The sequence below is a fragment of the Rivularia sp. PCC 7116 genome, from assembly GCF_000316665.1.
In the GTDB taxonomy this organism is placed as follows: domain Bacteria; phylum Cyanobacteriota; class Cyanobacteriia; order Cyanobacteriales; family Nostocaceae; genus Rivularia.
The window spans coordinates 6,771,336-6,796,159 of record NC_019678.1; the positions used below are offsets into that span (position 1 = coordinate 6,771,336).

The following is a 24,824-nucleotide window of genomic DNA, read 5'->3' on the forward strand; positions in this document are numbered from 1 at the left end:
TCGCAAAATAACTAGTTATGAAACAGAGAAGTTAATAGAAGTTGATTTAACGGTTAATTTTTCTAACAATTCAAGATTTAAAAAGCTATTAATAAGTTAAGTAACGTTCTTGTTAAAAATAATTAATGATAATTAAGTCTTGTAGGGTGTGTTACGGCTTCGATATGTTGGATTATTAATTACTATGTTGAAAATGCCGTAACGCACCATTGTGTTGAAATATAAATTACCATTGAAAATGCCGTAACGCACCATTTCCGGATTTAAAAATATTAAAAAGAGACACGAAGAGCGCAGAGGGAAGAAGTTTGAGAGAGTTTTCGCGTCGGTTATTAAGCATTGTATGAGTTAGAATCTTGAAAAATTACAAGTAAAATTATGTCAGTTTTAACTGATTCTCTCAACCAAATCATGAGGTGGTTGGAGAAAAATAGACCAGATTATGCTGCTTCATTTTTACCGAGTTTAAGTGATGAAGAAATTCGGGAGAAATTAGCGAGTGTTGAATTAGAATTACCCGAAGAGATATATGAATTGTATCGTTGGAGAAATGGTGTTGAAGGTGGTGAGGATTTAAAATCCTTAGCTTATCCTTCGATGGCATTTATGCCTTTGGATGAAGCGATAGAATATCACTTGGGTATTGTTGATAATGTTGATATTCAAGAACATGAAGATTTTCAAGCTATATTTGAATTATTAGACGCGAACCAAGTAGATATTTACAGCGATACATATTTATTCCCATTTATTCGTTCTAATTGTTGTTTTTGCGCTGTTTTATTGAGTAAAGAACAGCAGCAAGATTCACCGATAATAGATATAAGCGATGCATTAGATTTAAGTATGATATTCCGAAGCTTGACATCAATGATGCAAACTTTAGCAGAATATTTTGAAACAGGTGCTTATTATTTAAGTGAAGATAATTTTCTAGATTGGGATGAAGAGAAAATGGAACCGATTTTTCAGAAATACAATCCGGGGCTAACTTTGATTGGTTGATAAATTTGATGCCCACCATACCTGGCAGCCCTCACCCTAGAAGAGTGGGGCTACAATTGCAAAGCCCACCTGCGTGGGCTAGAAATTTTAGTCAGTGAAGACGAACTTTGTAAATGTAGCCGCACCCTTGAGGGTGTCGGCAGCGATGATGCGGAAAACACATCTAATCCCCAACTTACGCCGCAACCAACCTTCTCAAAGATTCGGCGCGACGTTTGGCGGTAGCGTTTTTAGAATCAAGCTTTAATACTTTTTCGTAATTTTCCAAAGCTTGAGCATTCAACTTTTTACGTTCGTAAGCATGAGCTAAATTATTTAATGCTGTAACGTATTCAGGTTGTCTTTTGATGGCTTCTTTATAGTTGCGAATTGATAAGTCGTATTGTTCTTGGGCAAAATATGCAAAACCTAAGCCGTTGTAAGCTAAGGTTACATAATCTTCTGTTTGAGCGTCTGTTTCTTCTTCTGATTCTGCTGATTTTATTGCTTTTTGAAACAGGCTAATTGCTTGGGTGAACAGTTTTTTCTGAGAATAAATGCTGCCTAATTCATAATACTCTTTGACCGAACCCGCTTCTTTCTTTAATTTAGAGCGTAATTTAGAAAAGGAACCTTCTTGTTTGCGAGATTTAAATATCTGACGAAAAACGGCTATAACTGCTATAAACAGCAAGCCGACTAGAATAGATAGATAGATAGTTGCTAAATCGTTATTCATATCAGTTATCAGTGAGCAGTTATCAGTGAGCAGTTATCAGTGAGCAGTTAGCAGTAACCAGTCACTAGTAATCAGTTATTTTAAGTTAATTATTAGGATACTGGAATTGTTCGTCAGAAAAAATTACGAATTGCTAAAGATTTTTTTCTAAGTTTATTTTGATTTACATATTGCAACATTATCGTTAAGCCCAGAGAAACCGGGTTTCTTGTCGTAAAAATATTATTATGTCGTTAGCAAAAAACGAACCCGGTTTCTGACACTTGTGCAACATGTCAGATTATAGAACTTTCGCTCTTACTCCCATTCTGTTCTAAGATTTCCTATTAAAATTTCTCCCTCACTCCCTCCCTCTCTCACTCTCTCCCTCAATCCAAACGGTAATCTTCTACCGGGAAAGGAGTAAACAGGGGTTTGTAACCTTTAGGAGTTTTGAAACAACCTACATTCTACATTCTGCTCACTGTTCACTGTTCACTGATAACTGATAACTGTCCATTGGCAAACCCCAATATTGTGCGCGCTCTTTCAACCAGCCTTGTTGTAAATAACTACCAATTAGTAGACTTACTTTTCTTCGCAGTTCGTCGTATTGCAATCCTTTCGGCATTACTACTGACAAGGGTTGTGTTGATATTTTTGTCGGTAGCAACCGGTATTGAGGATTTTGTTTTATCCAGTTGCTCAAACTTGTTATATCGGCGGCAAAGGCTGCTACTTGGTTGTTATCGATTAGTCTTTGTCCTTCTAAGTAGGAATCAACTCCAACTAATTCGGCTTTCGGGAGGTAATATCTTAATGCGGCTATGGTGCTGGAGTTTTTGAGAACGGCTATTTTACTGTTTTCTAAGTCGGATAGTTTTTGAAATGATGTGTTTTTTATCGCTACAATCCCACCATCGAAGTAGTAAGGAACGCTGAAATTTACAATGCGCTGTCGTGAAGGTGTTGCCGTTACTTTAGCAATTGCCATATCTACTTCACCTTTTTCAACTGCTTTGAGTCGCTGTTGATTGGTGACGGGTTTAAATTTAACTAATTTATCTAATTTATCTAATTTTTCTGAATTATTAGCTTCTGATTTATTTAACAAGTCTTTCGCTAATCTTTGCGCTATTTCTATTTCTAATCCTTGTAAATCGCCGTTTTCGTCTCGAAATGCTAGCGGGGGAAGATTATCTTTGACTGCAACAGTAATATAGCCGCGCTGCTGAATTTCTTGTAAAGATACAGCAAATGCGGGTGATGTTCCAACATTGAGGAACAAACAAGTGGAGCATAGAAATATTGCAGCGGATAGTAATAGATGTAACTTACGCCAACCATTGTATTGCCGATTATGTCGATAAATTAACCGCGAAATAAACCAATCAATCATCTATTGCAACACCAGTTACATCCGTGAATCAATTTTTAATTTTAGATTTTAGATTTTGAGTACATATCCTAAAATCTAAAATCTAAAATTTTTGTGTCGTGCAATTTAACCTTTGGCTTGACTAGCCATTTCGGCAACTTTGCTAAAACCATCTGGATCTAAAATCGCCATTTGAGCCAACATTTTACGATTAATTTCGATGTTTGACTTTTTCAAATTACCCATGAATTTGCTGTAGCTCATGCCGTGCTGACGACAAGCAGCATTGATACGAGTAATCCACAGACGACGAAAATCACGCTTGCGTTTCTTGCGATCGCGATAAGCGTAACGCAAAGCTTTCATTACCTGTTGGTTAGCGGTTCTAAACAAGGTAGAGTGAGAACCACGGAAGCCTTTGGCTAGTTTAAGGATTTTTTTGCGGCGTTTGCGAGCAACATTACCGCGCTTTACTCTTGGCATAGTTTAATGTTTCTGTTGTTTTTCAGTTATTTTGCAATAATTTTGTAATTATTTTCCAAAATCTACTTTCTTGGTAAATATGGAAGCATACCGCGTACATTATCTGCATCGCGCTCGTCAACGAGTACCGCTTTAGAAAATTTACGCTTTTTATCGGTAGTCTTCTTTTCTAGAATGTGGTTTTTGAAAGCTTTGCGACGAACGATTTTACCAGTACCAGTAGCCCGAAATCGTTTCGCAGCAGCTTTGCGAGATTTTAGTTTAGGCATTTTTTTATGTTTCTACACATAGACACAATCCCATATTATAAGTCTTAATTTGTAATCTGCCGCATTGAAATCATGAAAATCTAATCCCTTTTGTGCAAAAGGAAAATCAATACCTCAATTATTTGTAAGGTGTGTTGTCACTCCGCGCAACGCACCATCAAATTTTATATACAACCCTAATATTATGATGGTGCGTTAGGCGCGAAATCAATATACTCTGTCATTACCATAATTACTTGTCTTGCCATAACACACCCTACTTATTAATGGATGAAATAGAGATTGTAAAACATAACCCAAATTGGGCGAATATGTTTGAAGCAGAAGCGGAAGCTATTCGCGCAGTCGTGGAAAAAGATTTTATTGCGGAAATTCAACATATTGGTTCGACTGCGGTACCGGGATTAGCTGCAAAACCAATTATCGATATTATGGTTGGGTTACGCAATTTATCTGATGCGACAAAAATTATTAAACCTTTAGAAGATTTGGGTTATGTATATTGGGCTGATAATCCCAATCCCGAAAGAATGTTTTTTGTTAAAGGAATGCCACCATATGGAACAAAGCGTACACATCACGTTCACGTAGTGAAGATTAATGGTGGATTTTGGCAGCGTCGATTATTTAGAGATTATTTAAGCACTCACCCAGAAGAAGCGCAAAGATATGAAACATTGAAGCGGGATTTAGCAGCGCGATTTCGTCACGATAGGGAAGCTTATACAGAAGCAAAAACCGATTATATTCGACAAGTCATGGAAAAAACTCGTCAAGAGTTTAACCTATAGAATATTCTTTGTTAGGTTGAAAATTAAACTTTAGAAGTAGTAATTCGGCATTCTAAGTATGAATAACGGTAAACAAATCCTGTGGCTTCAGGTTTGTGGTTTGGCAATGGTGCAGGGTGCAATTACTCTTAGCTGGGTAATTTACAATTTTTACTTGCCGAAGTTATTAGTGCAATTCGGTTTCTCTAAATCTTTGGCAATAAGCTTGCTAATTTTAGAAAATGCTTTAGCTGTGTTTATGGAACCCTTGATGGGTTCGCTTTCCGATAACAAACAACGTTGGGTTGCAAGTCGCTTTCCTTTTATTATGGTTGGGGTTTTGCTTTCTTCGGCTTTGTTTATTGCGATTCCATGCGTTGTTACTTTTGTTTCACCAACAACGGTATTTAAATTTATTTTGCCACCGTTGCTAGTAGCTTGGGCTTTAGCAATGACGGTATTTCGCAGTCCGGTACTGTCTTTGTTGGGACGCTATGCAATGCCAAAAAGTTTACCAATGGCAGTCAGTGTCTTAACTTTAATTGGCGGAGCTATTGGTTCTTTTAGAATTGCTGCTAATGATTTACTGCTTAGTTTTGGTCCAATTGTGACCTTTGCTTTTGGTTCTTTTGTACTGTTAGGTTCGGCAGTAGTATTGAGATTTATTCATCCTCCGGAAGTTGTATCCGATCAACCAGTTGATAAACACCAAGCACAAGCACCCTTACCTATATCTTTTCAAGCACTGGGGTTAATTTTTGTTTTAGGTGGTAGTTTTGCTTGGGGTTATCGGTTGTTGCTTGATGGAGTTAGTAAATTTCTCAAACTTGAATTAAATAGCGATAATATTCAGTTGCAAATGGTGATATTCGGGATTACAGCAGCTATCGCGGCTTTACCTGCTGGTTTAATTGCCAAAAAAATTGGTAATCGTCAAGCGATGCTTGGTGGTATTGGTATAGTGGTTTTGTTAATGCTACTGCTACCTTTGATTGGGGCAAATATTATACTTCTAGCTCCTTTAGCAATTAGCAGCAGTTTCATTTTGAACGGTACAATCCCCTTTGCTTTAGAAATGGTTCCTCCTGATAGAGGAGGATTGGGTATAGGGATGTACTTTGGTGGTGTTGGTTTAGCAATGAGTATTTTTGGTTCGATATTTAGTAAACCCCAAGCAATTTCACCACAGTTTGCCGCTTTGATGAGCGCGATCGCATTTTGTCTAGTTTTAGGATGTGTTGTTGCAAGTAAATTTATTCGGCGAGAAAACAAAATATAGTTTCATCAAAACCCCAATCAAGACAAAAATTCAACCATCGAAAGTGATGTAAATCCTTCTTTCCTAGCATTAAAAAATAAAACCCCAGAGCGATAAAAATATCAAAACCCATCAAATACACTGGTTACTGTTCACTGCTCGCTGAACTATGGATTTTAATATTAAAGATAAGATTGCTGTCGTCACTGGTGGTGATTCTGGTATTGGTATTGCCACTGCAAAATTACTTATTACTGAAGGTGTAAAAGTTGCTTTAATTGATAAAACTGACGAAAAGTTAAAGCAAGCTGCCGAAGAAGTGGGAAAAATTGGCGAGGTAATGTACGTTAAAGCTGATTTACGAGAGCTTGCACAAGTAGAAAATGCGAAAAGCCAAATTTTGCAACGTTTTGGCAAGGTTGATATTTTAGTTAATGCAGCCGGAATTACCGGAGCAACGGGAGATTTCCTGGAAATAACTGATGAAGAATGGCACAACACAATCGAAGTCGATTTAATGTCAGCAGTGCGGGTTTGTCGTGCTTTCATTCCTTCAATGCGGGAATCTGGTTGGGGAAGGGTGGTTTTGATAAGTTCCGAAGATGCTTTACAACCTTACACAGACGAACTACCTTACTGTGCTGCCAAAGCTGGCGTACTCAATTTAGCTAAGGGATTATCAAAAGCCTACGCAAAAGATGGCGTACTGATAAATTCAGTTTCTCCCGCTTTCATTGCGACTCCCATGACAGACGCGATGATGAAACAGCAAGCAGAAGAGAAAGGAATTAGTTTTGAAGAAGCTATTGCCCAATTTTTGAAAAATGATCGTCCTCATCTCGAACTTCAACGTCGTGGTAAAGCCCAAGAAGTAGCCGCAGTAATTGCCTTTTTATGTTCGCAGCAAGCAAGCTTTGTGCTTGGTGCAAATTATCGCGTTGATGGTGGTTCAGTTGCAAGTATTTAGATTCATCAATTAGGGGGCATTTTGCTCCCCTTACCTTTATTTACACACCTATCTTATCTGTGGGGTTTCGTCATAGGTAATAGAAAATTAATATAAGTCAGGGTTATGTAGTAGTAATTATGTAATTACGCCGCTGGCACATTGTTATTTTTCTTGTAGCGTGTTTTGCAGGTTTTTAGAATTCGACAGGAAAAAGAACAGTTGTAAATTTACTGTAACCCACCCATCAAATTGGTATTTTGAAGATAATGCTACCGCATCAGGAAGCATATTAATTAATATTTAAAATATGATGATTAATTGTTAATACCTCTAAGCCAAGCTGCAAAATAAACTGCTTAATATAAAATTTTCTTTAGAGATAGCACTCTGAAATTATAGAAACTAGCAGCGAAATAGAAGTACATTAAAAACATTCATCTTTAAACTAGATAATTACTACAGCATTTTGCGGATAAATAAGGAACACCTCAATATCATACAGACTTTGTGGGATGAGCATACCTACCCGTCCGGATTTACCCAAATTTATGCCAAATACACCCAGCCTATAAATCATTTACTACTAAATACTAAATATGCAAAGTTTGCTTGCTGATTAACATTTGTTCAAAATCAGCACTTTGCAAAGGTTGAGTAAAAAGAAAACCTTGCATAGCATGACATCTTAAATCGCGCAGAATGTTCAGTTCGCTAACGGTTTCTACTCCTTCGGCAACAACCTTTAAATTCAGATTTTGTCCCATTTGAATTAAAGCTTTAGTAATTGCTAATTTTTGACCGTCTTGAGGCAAATTATAAATAAAATAGTTATCGATTTTTATCGTGTGTAAGGGAATTTTTTTCAAATAAATTAAAGAGGAATTGCCGGTACCAAAATCATCCATTGTGATTTTTACACCTAATGATTTTAATTGCTGCAAGATATCAATGGTTTTATTCACATCCTGCATGATTGTGGTTTCGGAAAATTCTAATTCTAAATAGTGGGGTTCTAAATTATTAGTAGATAGACAATTTGCAACTTTTTCAACAAAATTAGGTTGGGCACATTGAGCCGCAGATATATTTACACAGCCCGGTATAGCTTCTAAACCACTATCTAACCAAGTACGGGTTTGTTTGCAAACAGTTTCTAATATCCAATCACTCAAAGGTACGATTAAACCAGTAGATTCTGCTAAAGGAATCAACTCCGCAGGGGAAACTAAACCCAATTTGGGACTCCACCAGCGTATCAGGCTTTCCACTGAAATCATGTTGCCCGATTTTATATCAACAATCGGTTGATAGTACATTTGAAATTCGCGAAAATGACCTTTGTCGATGGTGCGACGCAAAGTACTTTCTATAATTCGCATTTCCCTAGGGTATGCTTTCACATCTGCATGGGAAGCTGGATTTTTGATAATAGCTGCTTGTCTTTGCAATCTTGTGGAAATTGCACTTAATAATTCTGCACGTGTAAATGGTTTAGTTAGATAATCATCAGCCCCTAATTCCATCCCTTGACGAAAATCTGCTTTTGCAGAGCGAGCTGTTAAAAATATAAAAGGTACAGCAGATGTGTTAAACTTTTCGCGTAATAATGCTAATACTGCAAAACCGTTGATTTCTGGCATCATCAAATCGCATAAAATCAAATCTGGCGATCCCTTAAGCGCTAAATCAACTCCGACTCTACCGTTAGGAGCAGAAATAACTTCAAAATCTTCGGCTTCTAATAAATCTAAAATATTTTCACGTACTGCTTCTTCATCTTCGATTACTAAAATCTTAGTCATTCTGAACCTCTGGTAATAAATCAATTAATCCCAAAGCAATGACAAAAATTTTTTACAACTTCTATGTAAATCATTGTTAAGCTTTGAGATTTATAGATATATACCTTTTTACAATCGCCAAGCTAAAATTTGTATCAGTAATGACACTAATATTACTTATGCTACATATAGTAATTTTACTTGAATCTTACTAAGTGTACTGAGAATCAACCCTTCGTACAGCCAGCTTTGAGCTAAATTATTTTTTCAAAAATCTGCGGAGGAGTCCACATCATAAAATCGTAGCGATAGAGTACAAGAAATAGTATTAATAGAAAAAATAAATCACGAGTTGCGAATCAAAAATCATTTTCCTAAAGAAATGGTGACTTTTCTTTGTTATAATCCCGCAAACCATTCATAACCTTGATCTTCCCAATAGCCTTGAAATCGTGATAATTGACTAACTAAAGTTACTCTTGTAACCCATTTACTTTGTTTGTAGCCAAGTTTAATCGGTGAAGCCAAGCGTAAGGGGGCACCGTTATCTACTGGTAAAGACTCGCCGTTTTTCTCGTAAGCTAATAGTGTTTGAGGGTGCAAAGCTGAAGCAATATCCCAACTAGAATAATAACCATCGGCAGATTTAAAATAGGCATATTTAACGCTTTGTTTTGGTTGTGCTAAAGCCACAAGTTCGCGCAAACGAATACCACCCCATTGGACAATTGCAGCCCATCCTTCAACGCAAACGTGACGAATTATTGTAGAAGTTGAAGGTAAATTTTTGATATCTTCCATACTCAAGCTCAGAGGATTTTCTACCTCACCATCAATAATTAAACGAAATTTTTCTTGGTTAATAACTGGGGTAAATCGATATGTATTAACAATTAAAGCTTCCGGTTCGATTTCATTCGGGGAAAATTCCGGTACCGGTGTTTGAGGTTTTAATAATAAAGATTGTAAATTTTGATTCAACGGCTCAGAAAGGGTGCCCACTAAATCTTCAAACAGAGGAGTACCGCAGCCACCTAAAAGTAAACTTATGCTAGATAATCCAGAAACTTGCAATAATTTACGACGGGTAATATATAAGTTTGGTTTCATGGTGATATTGCTTAGCTATCTATTTAATTGTAGAGCGTGCAATGCTTCAATAAATGCTGTGAATAAAGTTATTTTTTTAGCGTATAAATGATAACTATGAATTGTGCTTTGCGACAACAAGCCCATGAATTTATTGATACCGGGCATCTATATATGGTGTCCCTGGTTTACATTAATATTTGGTGGTAGCTATCCCGATGACAATCCTTATAGGTATCCCGGTACGATACACAGTTCTAGTGGTGTAGCCGTAGTTCTACCGGGTTACAAGATATTTACTTCTTATCAAGGTAGTTATGACGCTTGATAAGCACAGCATACAGAGATTAGCTTAATTTACCACCAAAACGCTACCGTCAAATGAATTTGAAAAAAGAATGTTAAATGCTGGGTATTTTGAAGTAGGAGCCGCACCAGGGCAAGGAGGAAGAATTAAGGTGTGGTGGTGACATGATGAGTATCCCAGAGTCGAATCAATTTATAGTCCTGATAGAAATATTGTGTTGACTGCATATCATGTATAAAGAGGTTATTACCTCGTAGCTAAATATTCATACTAGGACTTACGTAAGGGTAACGTAAATGCGTCATTACGAGCGAAGCGAAGTAATCTCCCTATTCTTAAGTTCTTGATTGCGTGCTTCCGAATTTGCTAATTCTTCTTCTGATTTTTTTGATGCGCTTTCCCAAATTCTCCGCCAGCTCTTTTACACTAGCCTGAATGCTATCCCAATCCGAATTGGGAATTTCAATTCTATAAACGAGGCAGTTTGTGTCTGTGCCTCTTAATTTACCATCTATGTGTACCTATTTTTTTGGCATCACGTCTAATCCTGTGAACGGTTACTTTAAATAGAAGTTAAATATTGATTCTATGTATAGATAAAGACAAGAAAATTAGCAAATTTTTTATATATTGACTTCCATAACGATATTATTATTTGCTTTAGCTAAAAATAGCACTTACCACATATAATACGATTTTTTGATGGCTAGGTTGCTGTCAAGCTTAAGTACAATTAAGTAATATTTTTAAAAGTTTTCTACTGGTATTTAACTATATCAAAAAGACTGTATGCGTATTCAATCCGTCGATGGATTGCGATAAAAACCAATTAAATTTAATCCAATAGACTATTAACGATTCTCAAAGTTTTTCGTAGCGATTTTCATAATTCCCGAATATTATAGTGAAGTATATATATATAGAATTATTCCCTTAAATAATCTTAATACTATGAAAAAAGCTGTTTATTGGTTAATGGGTGAAAAAGCCGGACGCACTATATACGGAGTTTGGAATTGGCTGTGGGGACTGCCTGTAGAGTCTGGTGGTAAGGTTGCTGTAGCGGTTGCAGAAGAATCTCTACAATCGATGCAAGAATCAGTGCAAAAGTTGGCTCAAGCTGTTGCTTCGCAAGAGGCTGCTTATAAAAGAACAAAGCAGAAATACGAAGAAAAAGTTAAAGAGTTAAAAACCTTTGAAAATCAAGCTTTAATAGCGCAGAAGCAGGGTAATCAAGAAGCTGCACGAATGGCTATGACTAGAGTTGTCCAAGCCGAACAAATTTTACCCAGGCTTGAAGAAATGGTTAAACAGGCTGAAACTGCGGTAAGTGCTTCTACGGACAAACTAAACAGAGAGCGGATTAAGTTAGAAGCTTATAAAGCTGACATGCAAAATATGAAAGATATCTCCGAGGTGAATGCAGCATTAGAACAGATTGCCAAAGTTAATAACGAATTTGATATCGGTTCGGCTAAAAGTCAGTTTGAATCCGCTAAAGGTGCTGTCGAACGTCGGAATTTAAGTGCAGAGGCTTTAGCTAGACTTTCAGAAAATCCAGCTGAAAAACTGCAAGCCGATCTAGAAAACATGACTTTAGATGACGAAGTAGCCCGTCGCTTACAAATGTTAGAAAAATCCGACTCTAAGCAATTACCAGAATAAGTAGATCGACAAATAAACAAACAAATTAACAAATTAATTAAGTATTATGAGTAAAAGAAGCGGTCCTCCTCCAATTGTTTATATACTTATAGCCCTAGCCCTAATAGGTGGTGGTTATTGGTGGTTTTTTAAACGCGACACCGCACCCCAAACAAGCAATCAAATATCTTCTGAGAATCCAGTTTCTCAAGATAATCAACCTATAGCTGAAGCTTTCCCCGCACCAGCTTCCGTACCTAGCGGTACTACCATAGATATCGATGGCTCTACTAGCATGGTGACAATTAATCAAAATCTCAAAAGAGGTTTTGAGAGCAAATTTCCAGGTACGAATGTATTTACCCGTGCCCGAGGTAGCAGTAATGGTATTCAGGGACTGATAGATGGTACGATTGATGTCGCTGCGGTTTCCAGACCTTTAACTCAACAAGAACAAAGTCAGGGATTAGTTGCAGTACCCGTTGCAAACGATGCGATCGCAATTATTATCGGTATAGATAATACTTTTGTTAAAAAATTAAGCAGCAATCAAGTCGCAGATATTTTTCAGGGAAAAGTTAATAATTGGTCGCAAGTGGGTGGCTCAAATGGTAACATCCAGGTGATTAATCGTCCTCCAGTTAGCGGTACCCATCAAGCTTTCAAGGAATTAGTGCTGCAAGGAAATAATTTTGCTACCACATCAAATATCACCACACTACCAAGGGATGAAACTACGGGATTAATACGCGCCCTCGGTAATAACGGTATTGGCTATGCTACCTATGCTCAGGTTCAAAATCAATCAACAGCAAGAGTACTTCCTATAGACGGTATGACACCCCAAGCTTCTAACTATCCTTATACTCGAAAGTTGTTTTACGTTTACAAAAATCCTCCCAGCCCCCAAGTACAAGCATTTTTAGGTTATACAACTTCCCCCGAAGGACAACAAGCTGGATTTTTTGGTAATTAGTAGTTAGTTGTTAGTAGTTGGTAGTTAGTAGTTAGTAAGTGAAAATTGCTAAAGATGAGCCTCCGGTACATTTGCATTTATTAGAAAGCTTTGATGCCCAATGGCAGGGCTTGAATCTCATCTATGAAATAGAACCGCGTAATGAAATGCCTGAAATTGATTTTGGTCAGCATTTTATTATCATTGCTCGCGGTGATTTTCGTGCTAGCTATATGTTTAACGGAAGCTGGCATGAAGTAGATTATACTAAAGGTGATATTGCAATTATTCCCGCAAATCAAGGGTTCCCGAAGACGCTAATTGACCGCGAGGTTCCTTTGCTTGAGTTATTTATTGACCCCACACTTATTAATCGGAATGCTTGTGAATTAGGTAATGTAGATAATATTGAGTTAGTTCCGCAATGGCATATACGCGACCCTTTAATTGAAAATATAGGGTTGGCATTAAAGGCAGAATTGGAACTAAACGGCGCAGGAAGCAAGTTTTATGCCGAGTCTATGGCTACAGCGCTATCAATACATTTACTGAGCAGGTATTCATCGCGTCAACCGCAAATTAAACAATACAGCGATGGATTGTCTAATTACAAATTAAGAGAAGTCACCGACTATATTCAAGAAAATTTAGACAAAAAACTAACTCAAGCAGAATTAAGCGCGATTATTTGTATGAGTCCACATTATTTCGCGACTTTGTTTAAACAATCTATGGGAATAACACCCTATCAATATGTAATGAAATCTCGAATTGAAAAAGCAAAGCAATTGTTGTCGAAAAGAGATTTAACAATCGTAGAAATTTGCGGAGAAGTTGGCTTTCAAAATAAAAGTCATTTTACAAGAGTTTTTCGCCAACATACTAAGATGACTCCGAAAAGGTTTCGGGATGGGGTTTAGTTAGAGAAGGGAGAGGGGAAGAGTTAAAAGTTATGAGTGGCGAGTGAGGAGTTATTTTAGATTTTATCTCCATCTCCTCAATGCCCCATGCCCAATTCCCCAATCATTAATTCAAGAAGAATAGAATAAATTTTGGAAAATTAGGCAAGACGCTCGCGGGGATGTTTTTTTAAGCTGAGTTCGTATTAATTGTTGAATATGAACTGAACATAATGGATAGTAAGTTCCCGTTGCAAGAATGGCGGATTGTGGGTTTTTCGGCTTTACTGGTAGGGACGATATGTGCTTTTGTCGCGCTGATTCACGGTATTAGTGAAGAAGGAATGCGAATGGCTATAAGATTTACCGGGCGTACTTCGCTGATATTTTTTGTTAGTGCTTTTGCTGCTTCTTCGCTTCAAAAAATTTGGAAAACACCACTTTCTATATGGATGTTGAAAAACCGTCGATATTTAGGTTTATCGATGGCTGTTTCTCATAGTTATCATGCTATAGCTTTGGTTGGTTTATGGTTTGTGACTAACGGTGCTGCTCCCCAGATTGAACCTTTGGGAACTTTGGGTTATGTTTTACTGATTGCTTTGACTATCACTTCTTTCAAAATTCCAGCGAAATGGTTGGGTAAACGTGGCTGGAAAATTTTGCACAAAACAGCGATGCATTATTTATGGTTGGGTTTGCTGTTTGAATATGGCTTGAAGCTTTCTAAATCGGATTATATTGCTTTACCTTTTTTACTTTTGCTGATTTTAGCGATGGTGTTGAGATTTACTGCGGGAAGAAGGGAGAAAAAATTAGTTTAAGCTATTAAAGTGGCGCTGTTTCTCCAACTTCTGATTAAAAGAAAGTTGTTACTAATTAGTGGGGACTATAAAAATCCAGAAACATGATTTTTTTATCCTCAAAATTAAATCGCACCATATTTTTTAAACCAATTTTGTAATAACAACCAACCATCTTTTGCTGCTTCTTCGTTGTAACTGGAGCGATAATCGGCATGAAAACCATGTGGTTGGTTGGGGTAAACTTTTATCTGAGTTGCTGTTTTAGTTTGTTTCAAAGCTGCTCGCATTTTCTCCACATCGCTAATGGGAATACTCGTATCTTCACCGCCGTAAAGCCCAAGCACCGGTGCTTTAATTAATGGTGCGATATCAACGGGATATTGCGGTTGTAGAATAGTACGCGATTCTTCCAATCTTCCATACCAAGCCACACCTGCTTTAAGTTGAGGGCTGTGTGCTGCGTATAGCCAAACGATTCTACCACCCCAACAAAAACCTGTGATTCCAAGTTTATCTACATCAGCTTTACCGGAATTATCAGCCCAAACTACCGTTGCATCTAAATCGGAAAGTACTTGAGTATCGGGAACTTTGGAAACAACTTTGCTGATAATCTCTTGAATATTATTTAGTTTAGAAACATCACCATAACGCGCAAACATTTGAGGAGCGATCGCCATATATCCGAGTTTAGCAAAACGACGACAAACGTCTTGGATATATTCATGTACGCCGAATATTTCTTGCACTACTAACACTACCGGAAAATTGCCACCTTTAGCTGGCATGGCTCGATAAGCGGGGATTTCTCCGTCGGCAACAGGAATTTTTACTGCACCTGCAATTAATCCAGAAGTTTCCGTTTTAATAACTTGAGCATAAATTGGCTGTACCGCCATTGCAAATCCTGCCGTCAAGCTAGCAATAAGTAATTCCCGTCTGCCAAAGTTATTTTGTGTCACTTTTTTGATTAATTATTAAGTATATGTTTGATCAAGAATGTATCATGCTCAGAGGAAAATGCGCTAAATTTATTAGCAGCTTTCACTGATTCTGGGCTGCAATAAAGTAAGGTAAATCAATTTCTGGTGCTGAATAACCAAACTGTGTTATTGCAGCAGAAACTTGTCCCCGATGATGAGTTCCGTGATTAACTATATGGCTGAGAATATTCGCAAGCTGTAAAGATTTTTCGCTACCTTGTGTAGTTCGATATTGGATAATACTTCCTAATTTATCTGCATCAGTATCCTGTAAAAATTCGCTCCATTTGGCTGTTTGGTTTTTAATTTCGGTTTCAAGCTGCTTTCTATCCGAACATAATTCTTCATCTAGTCCAGAAACAGTAAATAGTTGATTAATGCAGCGCCCATACCAAAGTTTATCTGCTAATAAACTATGATTAAGCGTACCGTGGATGCTTTTAAAAAATAAGCCGCATTCGCGACGATAATCATCTTCCGATACAGATTCAAGATATTCATAAAGACGTTTAAAAGCCCAATGATGATATTGCGTTAGAGTAAAAAAGTGTTGTTTTAATTTCATAATCAAAGCTCGGTTTTTAGTTTTCTAACATCTTTCCTTTGTTAAATATTTGAGATGACATCATTATTAATTCAGGTTATTAACATTTTACACAAATATTGCAAATATAAATTAGATGTAAAGCTTGTTTAATTAAGATGAATGTGGTATCAGTAAAAATACTGGATTTATCGAAATTTTTTGAAAAAATATTAAATCTATATGAATAGTAAATTAACATCTTTGTTTGTCCTACCCTTCTTATTTGCTACAGCAGTACCAGCAAAAGCTCAATCTCAACTACTGGATAAAAATACTGCTTTACAAACTGTTGCTGCACGGATATTAAATGATAGTCAATATCGTAATGTGCGGATGAATTGTCTTTCTTTCGTTACAGTCAACGCGACTACTTCATTTTTCGATTTTATTGTTCATGAAAAGCATGGTAATGGATGTCCTAGTGTAGCTAACCCTAAGCTAATATTCGAGCGTTATCGAATTAATCGTAATAATTTGAGAGTCGAACAATTTGATAAAGTTGCTAACCGTTGGATTGCTGAAAATAAAGTTCAGTTGAAAAAAGCAAACGTTCCGATTTTTATTGGTAGCTTGAGTCAAAGCCCCTCAGCATTCAATACTTTTATGCAGGATAATATCGGTAAAACAGTTTATTTAGAAATAGTTTTTGGCGAAAATATACCGCAAGGTTATCGTTCTCAGCAAAGTATGCCTTTTTTTGAAGTAAGTGAAAAACCAAGAAAGCAAAATTCAAAGTTTAATACTTATTTTATGCAGCAAGCAGGAAACGGTTATAACTGGGGAAAAGTAACCAATTACGATGAAAAAAATCGAAAATTATCTGGATTTTTTAAAGTTGGAAAACCAAAGCAAATCAATGATAGATGGACTTCTTTTGATATAACTTTTATTCCGCAGTAATAAAGAGGTGTTAGAGGGGGAAGAAGAGCTAGAGGGGGGTAGAAAATATTTTAATTACTATAGGAATCTTGCTTGAATCTTGCTAGGTATACTGAGAATCAAAGCTATTATTTTTTCAAAAATTTGCGGAGGAGTCCTACATATACCCGTCAAAATTAATCAAAAGGATTACTACAAGTAATTAAAATAATTTCTTGTCGGATATGTTTTGTAAATATGATGGTGCGTTACGGCATCGGCTATTTACTAATTATTATCCAAATTTTTGTCGCCATAACACCCTACTATCTACCACTAATTAACAATAGACATGTTTGAAGTAGCCCAACAGTAAAACCTAAAATACCACCTAAAGTTACAATAGCTTGTAATTCATTTTTTACAATACCTTCAATGGCGTTTTCTAAATCTGCGGGTGACGTTGATTTGATTCTATCAATAATTACTTGGTCAATTGATAATATTGGAATTGCTTGAGCAACGAGTTGTTCTAAATCTCTTTCTAAATAACGTTCTAATAATAATGCTAATTCTTTACTGACTACTTCTAAAGATGAATTCATTACTTGCGAATTACTCAAACGGTTTAATAGTAAACGCGCAATTTTATCCCAATCTAAGGTTTTGCTAAAGCCTTCTAATAAATCACCACCACTGGTTCTTATATATTGACGAACGGCATCCCCCGTGGTTTTTCGCAACTGTCGTACCGTACCAATTGGTAAGTTTTGTAGGGAGACATTTTGGACAATTCTACGAATGCGATCGCGAAGTTGTAAGTCTTGAGTTAATTCTCGAATGCGTGCATTTGTTGCATCTTTTTCGTCTAAGCAGTATGTACGCAAACGGGTTAAGCTGTTGCGTAAGCCGAAAAGATTGGCTACTACCCAATAGGTACCGCTGGTTCTTTCGCGAAAACTTTCGTCAATGGTTTGAATTGTCCTGTCTGTGAGAAAATCAACTATGGCTAAACGAATAGTATCCGGCGGTAAAACAACTTGTAGCAACCAATCTGCTAAGCGAGATGCTTGAACGTCGGTAAGTTGAAATTCTAGTAATATCTGGTCAAATATTTGATCTATTTGCGCTTCTAAAAAATCTTCTCGTCTCGCTAAAACTTTCAATAAGCGCGGTAGTGATTCTCCCAGCAAATCTTTAAGAATTCCTGCCAATATTCTAGTAGTTTTTTGGTCTCTATCATCTTTAATTTGGTCGATTGCCATTTGCAGCAACCACAAAATTCCTGCTTCTACTCGTTCTCTTTCTAACAATCTTCGTGCTAGCTTCTGCAATTCTTCCGGTGTTAGCAACGACTGCATGATCGTTTTAGAGACGTTTCTAGCTAAACGCTCTTGATTGCGAGGTATTAATCCGGGAGTGAATGGAAGTTTTTTCCCCCCTATATAAAGCGCTCGGTAAGGACGGAATAACATTTTTATGGCTAAATCATTCGTAAAATAGCCGATAATTCCACCTGCTAAGGGGGGAGTGATATAGAACAAGAGATTAGAAAAAGCCACGATAGAAGTTAGGAGTTAAAAGTTGAGAGTTAGGGTTGGGAATTAACAGTGAGAAATTACGAGTTATAAATTATGAATAGGTAAGCAGTTTTATTGGTAGCATCCGTGCGGGTGTAAATTTGTAAGCGCCTTAACGCAGTGTGTTTGCAAGAGCATACATCTTCCTCGCAAGTCACTCACCAACAAGTCAGATGCTCCCGTTTTATAAACTAATTAAACCGTTGAACGCGAAAAATAGATGCATAATTATTAGATGACGATTGAATTTTGACAAATTCAGGAATTTCCTCAAAAATCTGCTAACAGACAATTTCATATTTTAATTAAATAATTCCCGGTTATGCAGCACTGATAGGACTTACGTAACCGGCACATTGTTCTTGTAGGGTGCTGTGACACTTTGAGTAACTGTGAACGTAGTAACAATGTATTCAGTGTCACGCACCAGCAGAGTATTATGACAATTGCGTAAGTCCTGACTGATAAATTTTAATTGATAACTCTTAACTGCTAATTTCCATCCGCTTAAATCTTAACTCTTAACTACTCACTCCTAACTCTTTACTTGTAACTTACTGCTTCGTTACCACCAGCACCCCCATCATACCGTTTGCAATCGGGTAGTGTACCGTTTGAGCAAAACCGGCTTTACGAGCTATATCTAGTTGCTCTCTACCGCTAGGAAAACGTTCTAAGCTGGGATTTATATAGGCATATTCTTCTTTCAAGCCCATTTGAGTGGCAGCAGGAACTACTAAATTATCTAAATACCATTGCTGAAAACCGCGCATCAAAGTATTTTCAGGACGATTAAAGTCTAAGATTGCACAAGTTGCTCCCGTCTTTAAAACTCGGTGTAATTCCTTCAAACAACGGGGAATATCCGTTACATTTCTTAATCCATAACCCATTGTTGCCGCATCAAATTGATTATCGTCGAAAGGCAATTCGAGTACATCAGCTTCTATCCAGGAAATGTTAGGAGTTGGATAATAATCTTTGCTGCGCTCACGAGCAACTTCTAACAACTCTGGAGAGAAATCTACAGCTTGCACTTCTGAGTTAGTACCAACTCTACGAGCCAATCGGAAAGCTAAATCACCGCTTCCACAACATAAATCTAAGACTTTATCTCCTGTATTAGCAGCGCTCCATTTAACCGTCATTTCCTTCCATATTCGGTGTTGTCCCAAGCTCAACCAATCATTTAACTGGTCGTAAACAGGTGCAATGCGGTTAAAAATGGAGCGAATTTCAGACATTTTAAGTTATCAGTTAGCAGTGAACAGTTATCAGTTATTAATTATCATTTATCAAATGACAGTGTTTAATTATTTTATTGATAGTCTTAATATTCACTGCTCACTGTTCACTGTTCGCTGCTAAGTGTAATGAGCGCAATTAAGCACCAATGCTAATAATTGTGCGGAGAAATGAATCAACTTTAGTTCATCTTCTCGCAAAGTACAGGGTTTTTTCCACTGTAGTGATAGCACTGCGGTAACTTCATTTGCATGAACGACAGGTACAACCAAATGCGATTTTGTATCTGTATCTGAATAATGAGCGACTTCTTTGAGTCTCTCATCTTTAGTTACATTTACGGAAACTTTCATATTACTGGTTGCAATAGATTCCTGAGCTAAAGGGTCTTTATCTAGCCAGTTATCTAATATGCCATCTTGACTAAAAGTGCCGCAGGTAGAAGTCAAACTTCCGTTTTCTACTAACTGAAGAATACAACCGTCAGCAGCAAAAGTTTCTCCATAAATTGCAGCAATTGGTGCCAAACTTTCTTCCTTGCTAGAAACTGCTTTTACCAGCTGGATAGATGAAGTTAATAGCCCCATTTGAGAATTTGCACGGCGCAATTCTTCAGTACGCTGCTTGAGTAAATCGTATGTTTCAGCAGCACGTTGGACAACTCCCTTTAATTCTTCGGGGTCCCAAGGCTTGGTAATATATCTGTAAACTTGTCCGGCATTAATAGCGTCTACAAGATCTTCAATATCGGTAAAACCAGTCAAAATGATTCTTACCGTATCGGGAAACTGAGGTAAAGTTTTGCTGAGAAATTCAGTACCTTTCATTTCCGGCATTCTTTGATCGGAAATAATAACAGCAACCTCTCCTTCCTCAGCCAACACTTGTAAAGCATTAGTACCGCTATCTGCTTTTAAAACTTGAAAATCACGACGAAAAGTCCGATATAACAAATCTAGATTATCTGGTTCGTCGTCTACTACTAAGATTTTTTGTTTTTTACGTCTTTGTGAAGTCATTATTTGATTACGAATATTATCTAGGTCAATTGGGAGATTATTCATTATATTGATTCCATTACATCATATGTGCTTTTTTATATTGAATACAAATCTAATTAGCGAATCGTTGTTTTTCTATAAATGTCTTGATAGCTTCCAAAAACAGATTATTTACTAATTGAATTAAGTTTTTTTATCCGAGAAAATACGGTATTTAAATTAGTATTGTATGCAAGATTATTCTTTAATAACTCATAATTTTAGCTAGCGGTTGAGTATTCACCCTAATAAAATCATTTCTTTTTTGACTCGCACCCTTAACATCGTTTAACAGTTCTGTAATTTTTGTTTTGTCTAAGCACGCTGGTTTACCGTTAGGGCATAAAATAATGTATATTGCTGCGCGTTTTCCTCACTCATGACAGATTTACCACCCAATTCTCAAAATACTGAAAATCAACCAAATCAGGAGCTAGCCGAAGAATTATTACGAAAACTCAGGCAAAAAGAAGGTAGCTGGGTGGAATGGGGGCAAGCTTGTGCTTATCTGCAAAAATCCGGTTACAATCCCCAAGATATTTTTGAAGCTACGGGTTTTGAACCAATTCAGCAAAATCAAATCATTGTTGGTTCTCAAGTTTACACTTCACTAGAGAAAGGTGGTGCTTCCGAAGAAGTAAAGTCCCATTATTCGCAACGAGGAAGCGATCTACTATATGAGTTTCGGATGCTTGCTCAAGAAGAGCGTGCGGGTGCTGCCGAGCTTGCTTTCAAACATAAAGTCGATGCAGATGAAGTTAAAGAAGTAGCTAGGGCTATTAAAGATTTTTCTCGCTTGCGTAATTTACCTGAAGGGTTTTCCGCACATCCAGGAGATGCAGTTGCTTATCAAACTTGGAAGCAAGCCCGACAAAAGTCAGATTTGCAATTGCGATCGCGGTTTATTGCTAAGGGTTTAAAGTTCGCTCACACGGATGCAGCACGTAAAAAAATTGAACAACTGCTGACAGATTTTACGGTTGTTCCCCAACGCCCTGCGCCGCTACTACCCTTTTACCGTCTGGAATCTGAAGCAGAAATGTCTCGGGTAGTTCCCGTAGCAGGTGAGTTGCCGCTGACACCAGATGCTTTGAAGGCAGTTCCCATCGTAGAAGAAACCGAACCATTTAACATGGTCAAGTTTTCAGGTGAAGGGGCATGGGTACCATTACCGGGTTGGCAAGTAGTATTAAATTCTGAAGACCCCGTAGTGGTTTTAGGCAAAAGCGATATTTTTCCTAACCAAGAAGGAAATAAACCCCAACCCGTAATGATAGCCATCGACCGTTCTCAAAGAAAATGGGATAATGGCAGCTATTTTGTAGTGGGTAATTCTGGGGAATTAGATTTCCAGTGGTTTGAAACCGAACCCGACGAAGTAGAAATATTAGGAAGAGTAATTGTCATCGTTAAGCCCAAGAGAATTTTTGATGACGAAATTATTAAGGATTCTTGGCAAATTGATGAATAGATAAATTGGGGATTGGGGATTGGGGATTGGATTTGTGGCTATTTCAAAATTTCCCCTTTCCTATCGATTATTATTGCAAAATAATTGATTATTTACAGGGCAGCTTTTACCGTTAATGACAAAACGCATTCGACAAAGCAGACGCAATTTAATCGATAAATCTCTGGCTTTTATTGAAACAGTAGGGAATCAACTACCCGACCCGATAACGCTATTTTTTATACTATCGATTGCTGTAGTTATAATTAGCGCGATCGCATCTTTTCTAAATGTATCGGTAGTCAATCCCAGCAACGATGAGACCATAGCGGCGGTATCTTTATTAGCCCCCGAAAACATACGTAAAATGTTTACCGAGGCAGTTAATAACTTTACTGGTTTTAAGCCCCTCGGGACCGTACTCGTTGCCATGTTAGGTGTCGGTGTCGCCGAATCTACAGGTTTGCTTTCTGCATTGTTAAAGCAAATAGTATTAATTGCACCGGGAAGGTTTATTTGTCCGGTTGTGGTGTTTGCCGGTGTAATGGGTAATATCGCTTCCGACGCTGGATATGTGGTACTCGTACCTTTAGGTGCGGTGATTTTTATGGCTTTTCGCCGTCATCCCCTGGCAGGAATTGCAGCAGCTTTTGCGGGAGTTTCTGGTGGGTATAGCGCTAATTTAATCATAAATCCCCTTGACCCCTTACTGGCAGGATTATCTCAAACAGCGGCTCAAGTAATTAAACCAAACTATCAGGTAAATGCCACCGCAAACTACTATTTCATGATAGTTTCGACATTTTTTATTACTTTGATAGCCTGGTTTGTTACCGAAAAAATTATCGAACCGCGTTTGGGAGTTTATAACCAAGCTGAAGATATTCCAATGCAAACGCTAACACCATCAGAAAGAACTGGTTTGCGTTGGGCTGGGTTTTCTTTATTATTATTGTTAGCATTTATAGCAGCCTTAGTTTTACCACCACAAGGAATATTACGCGATCCCGAAACATTTACAATTATTCCTTCACCCTTCATTGATAGTATAGTTATCATCATTGCTTTAGCGTTTCTAATTCCGGGGATTGTTTACGGTAAATTTTCAGGAAGAATCGAAAGTGATAAAGATGTAGCCAATGCTTTAGGCGATTCGATGGCATCGATGGGCTATTACATTGCTTTAGCTTTTATCTCCGCCCAATTTATTGCTTATTTTAGCTGGAGCAATTTAGGCTTAATTTTGGCAGTTAACGGAGCCAATTTTCTTAAAGCAACGGGATTTACCGGCGTACCGCTGATGTTAATGTTTATTATCGTCAGTATGCTAATTAATCTATTCGTCGGCTCCGCTTCGGCAAAATGGGCAATAATGGCACCGATATTTATCCCAATGTTTATGTTAGTCGGATATTCGCCGGAGTTAACGCAAGCTGCTTATAGAATAGGCGATTCTTCTACTAATATAATTACTCCTTTGATGCCTTATTTTCCTGTAGTGGTAGCATTTGGTCAAAGGTACGATAAAAGTTTAAAAATAGGAACTTTGATTTCCTTGATGTTGCCTTATTCGGTAGCGTTTTTGATCGGATGGGCGATTTTATTTGTGATTTGGTTTGTATTGAAGTTGCCGTTGGGGCCAGGAGCAGTTTCAATTCTCAGTTAATAACCTCACCCCGCCCTACGGGCACCCCTCTCCTTGTTAAGGTAGAGGGGAAATTGAAATTTTTTCTGTAAAATCCCTCTCCTTGATTAAGAAGAGAAGAATTAACCTCACCCCGCCCTACGGGCACCCCTCTCCTTGTTAAGGGAGAGGGGGAAATAAAAATGAACTTTTCTGTAAAACCCCTATCCTTGATAAGGAGAGGGGAAAGGGTGAGGTTTCGATAAGGCAGGTTTTTAAAGGTTTACCGATAATGTTGCGCTGTTTGTAACCATTTTGTACCCATTTCAACGGGAATATCCAAAGGTTCGCAGAGAATTTTGATTAACTCAACTCCTCCATCGGTAATTAGTTCTTGAACGCGGAAATTTTTTCTAATTTCTTCTCTAAACTTATTTACAAATACTTGCTTTTCATAAACAGAGTTGGTTGGATAGGTTGCTTTTAATGGTGCGAGTAATTTTTGAATTTCCTGAGCTGATTCTGTAGGGTTTTTCTGCTTCGTGCTAGAAAGCTTTGTTGTTTGAGTAGCGACTTCATCAGCTTTAGCTATCTGTGGAGTATCGGTTTTTTGAGTGGCTATTTCATCGACTTTAGCCGTATCTGGAATCTCAGTTTTTTGAGTAGCGACTTCATCAGCTTTAGCTATCTGTGGAGTATCGGTTTTTTGAGTGGCTATTTCATCAACTTTAGCCGTATCTGGAGTATCGGTTTTTTGAGTGGCGACTTCATCAGCTTTAAATGTATCTGGAATCTCAGTTTTTTGGCTAGCTGCTTCATCAGCTTTAGTTATGTCTGGAGTCTCAGTTTTTTGACTAGCTGAATTATTAAGTTTACTCGTGTCTGAGAAAGTATTTTTTGGAAGGGCTGTTTCATTTGGTTTAAATTTAGCCATGCCATTAGTAAGCCTAATGCGACTTAAATCAAATTTAGGAGCTTCTGACATATTAGAGATTATATAGTAACAATCAATGCTATCACACCAGTTTTTTATTCTTGCAACCGTTCAAATACTGATTCACTATAATAATCGCCCTCACTCTGGAAGAGCGGGGCTACAGAAATAAAGCCCACGAAGGTGGGCTAAATCCTGAATTTTCAAGGTTTATTGATTGCGTTTTGCTGTTTA

The 24,824-nt window shown here is 37.5% G+C and carries 24 protein-coding genes; 12 read left to right on the plus strand and 12 right to left on the minus strand.

Translation table 11 applies throughout. The features are described from left to right. Nucleotides 1-378 precede the first annotated feature (378 nt). Nucleotides 379-1,005: an SMI1/KNR4 family protein gene (locus RIV7116_RS26065; RefSeq protein ID WP_015121321.1), complete on the plus strand. Its 627-nt coding sequence runs from the start codon at nucleotides 379-381 to the stop codon at nucleotides 1,003-1,005. A gap of 175 nt (nucleotides 1,006-1,180) precedes the next feature. On the opposite strand, the gene RIV7116_RS26070 is transcribed toward RIV7116_RS26065, so the two are convergent. The 4 genes from RIV7116_RS26070 to rpmI form a co-directional block, all read right to left on the minus strand. Next, entirely contained in the window at nucleotides 1,181-1,723 is a 543-nt protein-coding gene (locus RIV7116_RS26070; RefSeq protein ID WP_015121322.1) for a tetratricopeptide repeat protein, read from the minus strand. A 460-nt stretch (nucleotides 1,724-2,183) separates the two neighbouring features. After that, nucleotides 2,184-3,101 carry a transporter substrate-binding domain-containing protein gene (locus RIV7116_RS26075; protein WP_015121323.1) on the minus strand — a complete coding sequence of 306 codons (918 nt, stop codon included), beginning with the start codon at nucleotides 3,099-3,101 and terminating at the stop codon, nucleotides 2,184-2,186. 105 nt (nucleotides 3,102-3,206) lie between these two features. Further along, nucleotides 3,207-3,563, minus strand: a complete 357-nt coding sequence (rplT, locus tag RIV7116_RS26080; RefSeq protein WP_015121324.1) for a 50S ribosomal protein L20 — start codon at nucleotides 3,561-3,563, stop codon at nucleotides 3,207-3,209. Nucleotides 3,564-3,625: 62 nt separating this feature from the next. Beyond that, nucleotides 3,626-3,832, minus strand: a complete 207-nt coding sequence (rpmI, locus tag RIV7116_RS26085; RefSeq protein WP_015121325.1) for a 50S ribosomal protein L35 — start codon at nucleotides 3,830-3,832, stop codon at nucleotides 3,626-3,628. Between the two features lie 266 nt (nucleotides 3,833-4,098). Here rpmI and RIV7116_RS26090 point away from each other — a divergent pair, with 266 nt between their 5' ends. The 3 genes from RIV7116_RS26090 to RIV7116_RS26100 all read left to right on the plus strand — a co-directional run bounded on the left by RIV7116_RS26090 (nucleotide 4,099) and on the right by RIV7116_RS26100 (nucleotide 6,827). After that, nucleotides 4,099-4,623, plus strand: coding sequence for a GrpB family protein (locus tag RIV7116_RS26090; RefSeq protein WP_015121326.1), 525 nt, complete (start codon nucleotides 4,099-4,101; stop codon nucleotides 4,621-4,623). Nucleotides 4,624-4,681: 58 nt separating this feature from the next. After that, nucleotides 4,682-5,881: an MFS transporter gene (locus tag RIV7116_RS26095; RefSeq protein WP_015121327.1), complete on the plus strand. Its 1,200-nt coding sequence runs from the start codon at nucleotides 4,682-4,684 to the stop codon at nucleotides 5,879-5,881. Nucleotides 5,882-6,029: 148 nt separating this feature from the next. After that, complete coding sequence (locus tag RIV7116_RS26100; RefSeq protein ID WP_015121328.1) at nucleotides 6,030-6,827, plus strand: SDR family NAD(P)-dependent oxidoreductase; 798 nt, start codon at nucleotides 6,030-6,032, stop codon at nucleotides 6,825-6,827. Between the two features lie 572 nt (nucleotides 6,828-7,399). On the opposite strand, the gene RIV7116_RS26105 is transcribed toward RIV7116_RS26100, so the two are convergent. Next, a complete protein-coding gene (locus RIV7116_RS26105; RefSeq protein ID WP_015121330.1) occupies nucleotides 7,400-8,611 on the minus strand; it encodes an EAL domain-containing response regulator in 1,212 nt (403 codons plus the stop codon). 378 nt (nucleotides 8,612-8,989) lie between these two features. Further along, complete coding sequence (locus RIV7116_RS26110; protein ID WP_015121331.1) at nucleotides 8,990-9,700, minus strand: molybdopterin-dependent oxidoreductase; 711 nt, start codon at nucleotides 9,698-9,700, stop codon at nucleotides 8,990-8,992. 124 nt (nucleotides 9,701-9,824) lie between these two features. On the opposite strand from RIV7116_RS26110, the gene RIV7116_RS35290 reads away from it, so the two are divergent. From RIV7116_RS35290 to RIV7116_RS26130, 5 genes are all read left to right on the plus strand, one after another. Next, the gene (locus tag RIV7116_RS35290) at nucleotides 9,825-10,007 is read left to right on the plus strand and encodes a hypothetical protein (RefSeq protein ID WP_198287555.1); all 183 of its coding nucleotides are present in this window, start codon (nucleotides 9,825-9,827) and stop codon (nucleotides 10,005-10,007) included. A gap of 930 nt (nucleotides 10,008-10,937) precedes the next feature. Beyond that, nucleotides 10,938-11,651 (plus strand): PspA/IM30 family protein, encoded by a 714-nt coding sequence (locus RIV7116_RS26115; protein ID WP_015121332.1) that lies wholly within the window; start codon nucleotides 10,938-10,940, stop codon nucleotides 11,649-11,651. 46 nt (nucleotides 11,652-11,697) lie between these two features. Further along, entirely contained in the window at nucleotides 11,698-12,606 is a 909-nt protein-coding gene (locus RIV7116_RS26120) for a substrate-binding domain-containing protein (protein WP_015121333.1), read from the plus strand. A 38-nt stretch (nucleotides 12,607-12,644) separates the two neighbouring features. After that, complete coding sequence (locus RIV7116_RS26125; protein WP_015121334.1) at nucleotides 12,645-13,505, plus strand: helix-turn-helix transcriptional regulator; 861 nt, start codon at nucleotides 12,645-12,647, stop codon at nucleotides 13,503-13,505. A 212-nt stretch (nucleotides 13,506-13,717) separates the two neighbouring features. Next, a complete protein-coding gene (locus RIV7116_RS26130) occupies nucleotides 13,718-14,308 on the plus strand; it encodes a hypothetical protein (RefSeq protein WP_015121335.1) in 591 nt (196 codons plus the stop codon). Between the two features lie 104 nt (nucleotides 14,309-14,412). Here the strand turns inward: RIV7116_RS26130 and RIV7116_RS26135 are convergent, their stop codons facing one another. Both RIV7116_RS26135 and RIV7116_RS26140 read right to left on the minus strand, forming a co-directional pair. Continuing rightward, nucleotides 14,413-15,252, minus strand: a complete 840-nt coding sequence (locus RIV7116_RS26135) for a dienelactone hydrolase family protein (protein WP_015121336.1) — start codon at nucleotides 15,250-15,252, stop codon at nucleotides 14,413-14,415. Between the two features lie 82 nt (nucleotides 15,253-15,334). Next, nucleotides 15,335-15,838, minus strand: coding sequence for a DinB family protein (locus RIV7116_RS26140; RefSeq protein WP_015121337.1), 504 nt, complete (start codon nucleotides 15,836-15,838; stop codon nucleotides 15,335-15,337). Between the two features lie 201 nt (nucleotides 15,839-16,039). On the opposite strand from RIV7116_RS26140, the gene RIV7116_RS26145 reads away from it, so the two are divergent. Continuing rightward, nucleotides 16,040-16,759 (plus strand): hypothetical protein, encoded by a 720-nt coding sequence (locus tag RIV7116_RS26145; protein WP_015121338.1) that lies wholly within the window; start codon nucleotides 16,040-16,042, stop codon nucleotides 16,757-16,759. 284 nt (nucleotides 16,760-17,043) lie between these two features. On the opposite strand, the gene RIV7116_RS26150 is transcribed toward RIV7116_RS26145, so the two are convergent. From RIV7116_RS26150 to RIV7116_RS26160, 3 genes are all read right to left on the minus strand, one after another. Next, nucleotides 17,044-18,279, minus strand: a complete 1,236-nt coding sequence (locus RIV7116_RS26150; RefSeq protein ID WP_015121339.1) for a DUF445 domain-containing protein — start codon at nucleotides 18,277-18,279, stop codon at nucleotides 17,044-17,046. A 572-nt stretch (nucleotides 18,280-18,851) separates the two neighbouring features. Further along, complete coding sequence (gene ubiE / locus RIV7116_RS26155) at nucleotides 18,852-19,541, minus strand: bifunctional demethylmenaquinone methyltransferase/2-methoxy-6-polyprenyl-1,4-benzoquinol methylase UbiE (RefSeq protein ID WP_015121340.1); 690 nt, start codon at nucleotides 19,539-19,541, stop codon at nucleotides 18,852-18,854. 120 nt (nucleotides 19,542-19,661) lie between these two features. Continuing rightward, a complete protein-coding gene (locus RIV7116_RS26160) occupies nucleotides 19,662-20,606 on the minus strand; it encodes a response regulator (protein ID WP_015121341.1) in 945 nt (314 codons plus the stop codon). A 355-nt stretch (nucleotides 20,607-20,961) separates the two neighbouring features. Here RIV7116_RS26160 and RIV7116_RS26165 point away from each other — a divergent pair, with 355 nt between their 5' ends. Together RIV7116_RS26165 and RIV7116_RS26170 are read left to right on the plus strand one after the other, a co-directional pair. Then, complete coding sequence (locus RIV7116_RS26165) at nucleotides 20,962-22,053, plus strand: RuBisCO accumulation factor 1 (protein ID WP_015121342.1); 1,092 nt, start codon at nucleotides 20,962-20,964, stop codon at nucleotides 22,051-22,053. Between the two features lie 115 nt (nucleotides 22,054-22,168). Beyond that, on the plus strand, nucleotides 22,169-23,698 hold the full coding sequence (locus RIV7116_RS26170; protein ID WP_015121343.1) for an AbgT family transporter: 1,530 nt from the start codon (nucleotides 22,169-22,171) through the stop codon (nucleotides 23,696-23,698). Between the two features lie 241 nt (nucleotides 23,699-23,939). Here the strand turns inward: RIV7116_RS26170 and RIV7116_RS36615 are convergent, their stop codons facing one another. After that, nucleotides 23,940-24,641 (minus strand): hypothetical protein, encoded by a 702-nt coding sequence (locus RIV7116_RS36615; protein WP_015121344.1) that lies wholly within the window; start codon nucleotides 24,639-24,641, stop codon nucleotides 23,940-23,942. Nucleotides 24,642-24,824: the final 183 nt, after the last annotated feature.

Bases quoted from the DNA above. Each gene is read 5' to 3' on its own strand.
- RIV7116_RS26065 (WP_015121321.1), top strand. From the start codon at position 379: ATGTCAGTTTTAACTGATTCTCTCAACCAAATCATGAGGTGGTTGGAG.
- RIV7116_RS26070 (WP_015121322.1), bottom strand. From the start codon at position 1,723: ATGAATAACGATTTAGCAACTATCTATCTATCTATTCTAGTCGGCTTG.
- RIV7116_RS26075 (WP_015121323.1), bottom strand. From the start codon at position 3,101: ATGATTGATTGGTTTATTTCGCGGTTAATTTATCGACATAATCGGCAA.
- rplT (WP_015121324.1), bottom strand. From the start codon at position 3,563: ATGCCAAGAGTAAAGCGCGGTAATGTTGCTCGCAAACGCCGCAAAAAA.
- rpmI (WP_015121325.1), bottom strand. From the start codon at position 3,832: ATGCCTAAACTAAAATCTCGCAAAGCTGCTGCGAAACGATTTCGGGCT.
- RIV7116_RS26090 (WP_015121326.1), top strand. From the start codon at position 4,099: ATGGATGAAATAGAGATTGTAAAACATAACCCAAATTGGGCGAATATG.
- RIV7116_RS26095 (WP_015121327.1), top strand. From the start codon at position 4,682: ATGAATAACGGTAAACAAATCCTGTGGCTTCAGGTTTGTGGTTTGGCA.
- RIV7116_RS26100 (WP_015121328.1), top strand. From the start codon at position 6,030: ATGGATTTTAATATTAAAGATAAGATTGCTGTCGTCACTGGTGGTGAT.
- RIV7116_RS26105 (WP_015121330.1), bottom strand. From the start codon at position 8,611: ATGACTAAGATTTTAGTAATCGAAGATGAAGAAGCAGTACGTGAAAAT.
- RIV7116_RS26110 (WP_015121331.1), bottom strand. From the start codon at position 9,700: ATGAAACCAAACTTATATATTACCCGTCGTAAATTATTGCAAGTTTCT.
- RIV7116_RS35290 (WP_198287555.1), top strand. From the start codon at position 9,825: ATGAATTTATTGATACCGGGCATCTATATATGGTGTCCCTGGTTTACA.
- RIV7116_RS26115 (WP_015121332.1), top strand. From the start codon at position 10,938: ATGAAAAAAGCTGTTTATTGGTTAATGGGTGAAAAAGCCGGACGCACT.
- RIV7116_RS26120 (WP_015121333.1), top strand. From the start codon at position 11,698: ATGAGTAAAAGAAGCGGTCCTCCTCCAATTGTTTATATACTTATAGCC.
- RIV7116_RS26130 (WP_015121335.1), top strand. From the start codon at position 13,718: ATGGATAGTAAGTTCCCGTTGCAAGAATGGCGGATTGTGGGTTTTTCG.
- RIV7116_RS26140 (WP_015121337.1), bottom strand. From the start codon at position 15,838: ATGAAATTAAAACAACACTTTTTTACTCTAACGCAATATCATCATTGG.
- RIV7116_RS26145 (WP_015121338.1), top strand. From the start codon at position 16,040: ATGAATAGTAAATTAACATCTTTGTTTGTCCTACCCTTCTTATTTGCT.
- ubiE (WP_015121340.1), bottom strand. From the start codon at position 19,541: ATGTCTGAAATTCGCTCCATTTTTAACCGCATTGCACCTGTTTACGAC.
- RIV7116_RS26160 (WP_015121341.1), bottom strand. From the start codon at position 20,606: ATGAATAATCTCCCAATTGACCTAGATAATATTCGTAATCAAATAATG.
- RIV7116_RS26165 (WP_015121342.1), top strand. From the start codon at position 20,962: ATGACAGATTTACCACCCAATTCTCAAAATACTGAAAATCAACCAAAT.
- RIV7116_RS26170 (WP_015121343.1), top strand. From the start codon at position 22,169: ATGACAAAACGCATTCGACAAAGCAGACGCAATTTAATCGATAAATCT.
- RIV7116_RS36615 (WP_015121344.1), bottom strand. From the start codon at position 24,641: ATGTCAGAAGCTCCTAAATTTGATTTAAGTCGCATTAGGCTTACTAAT.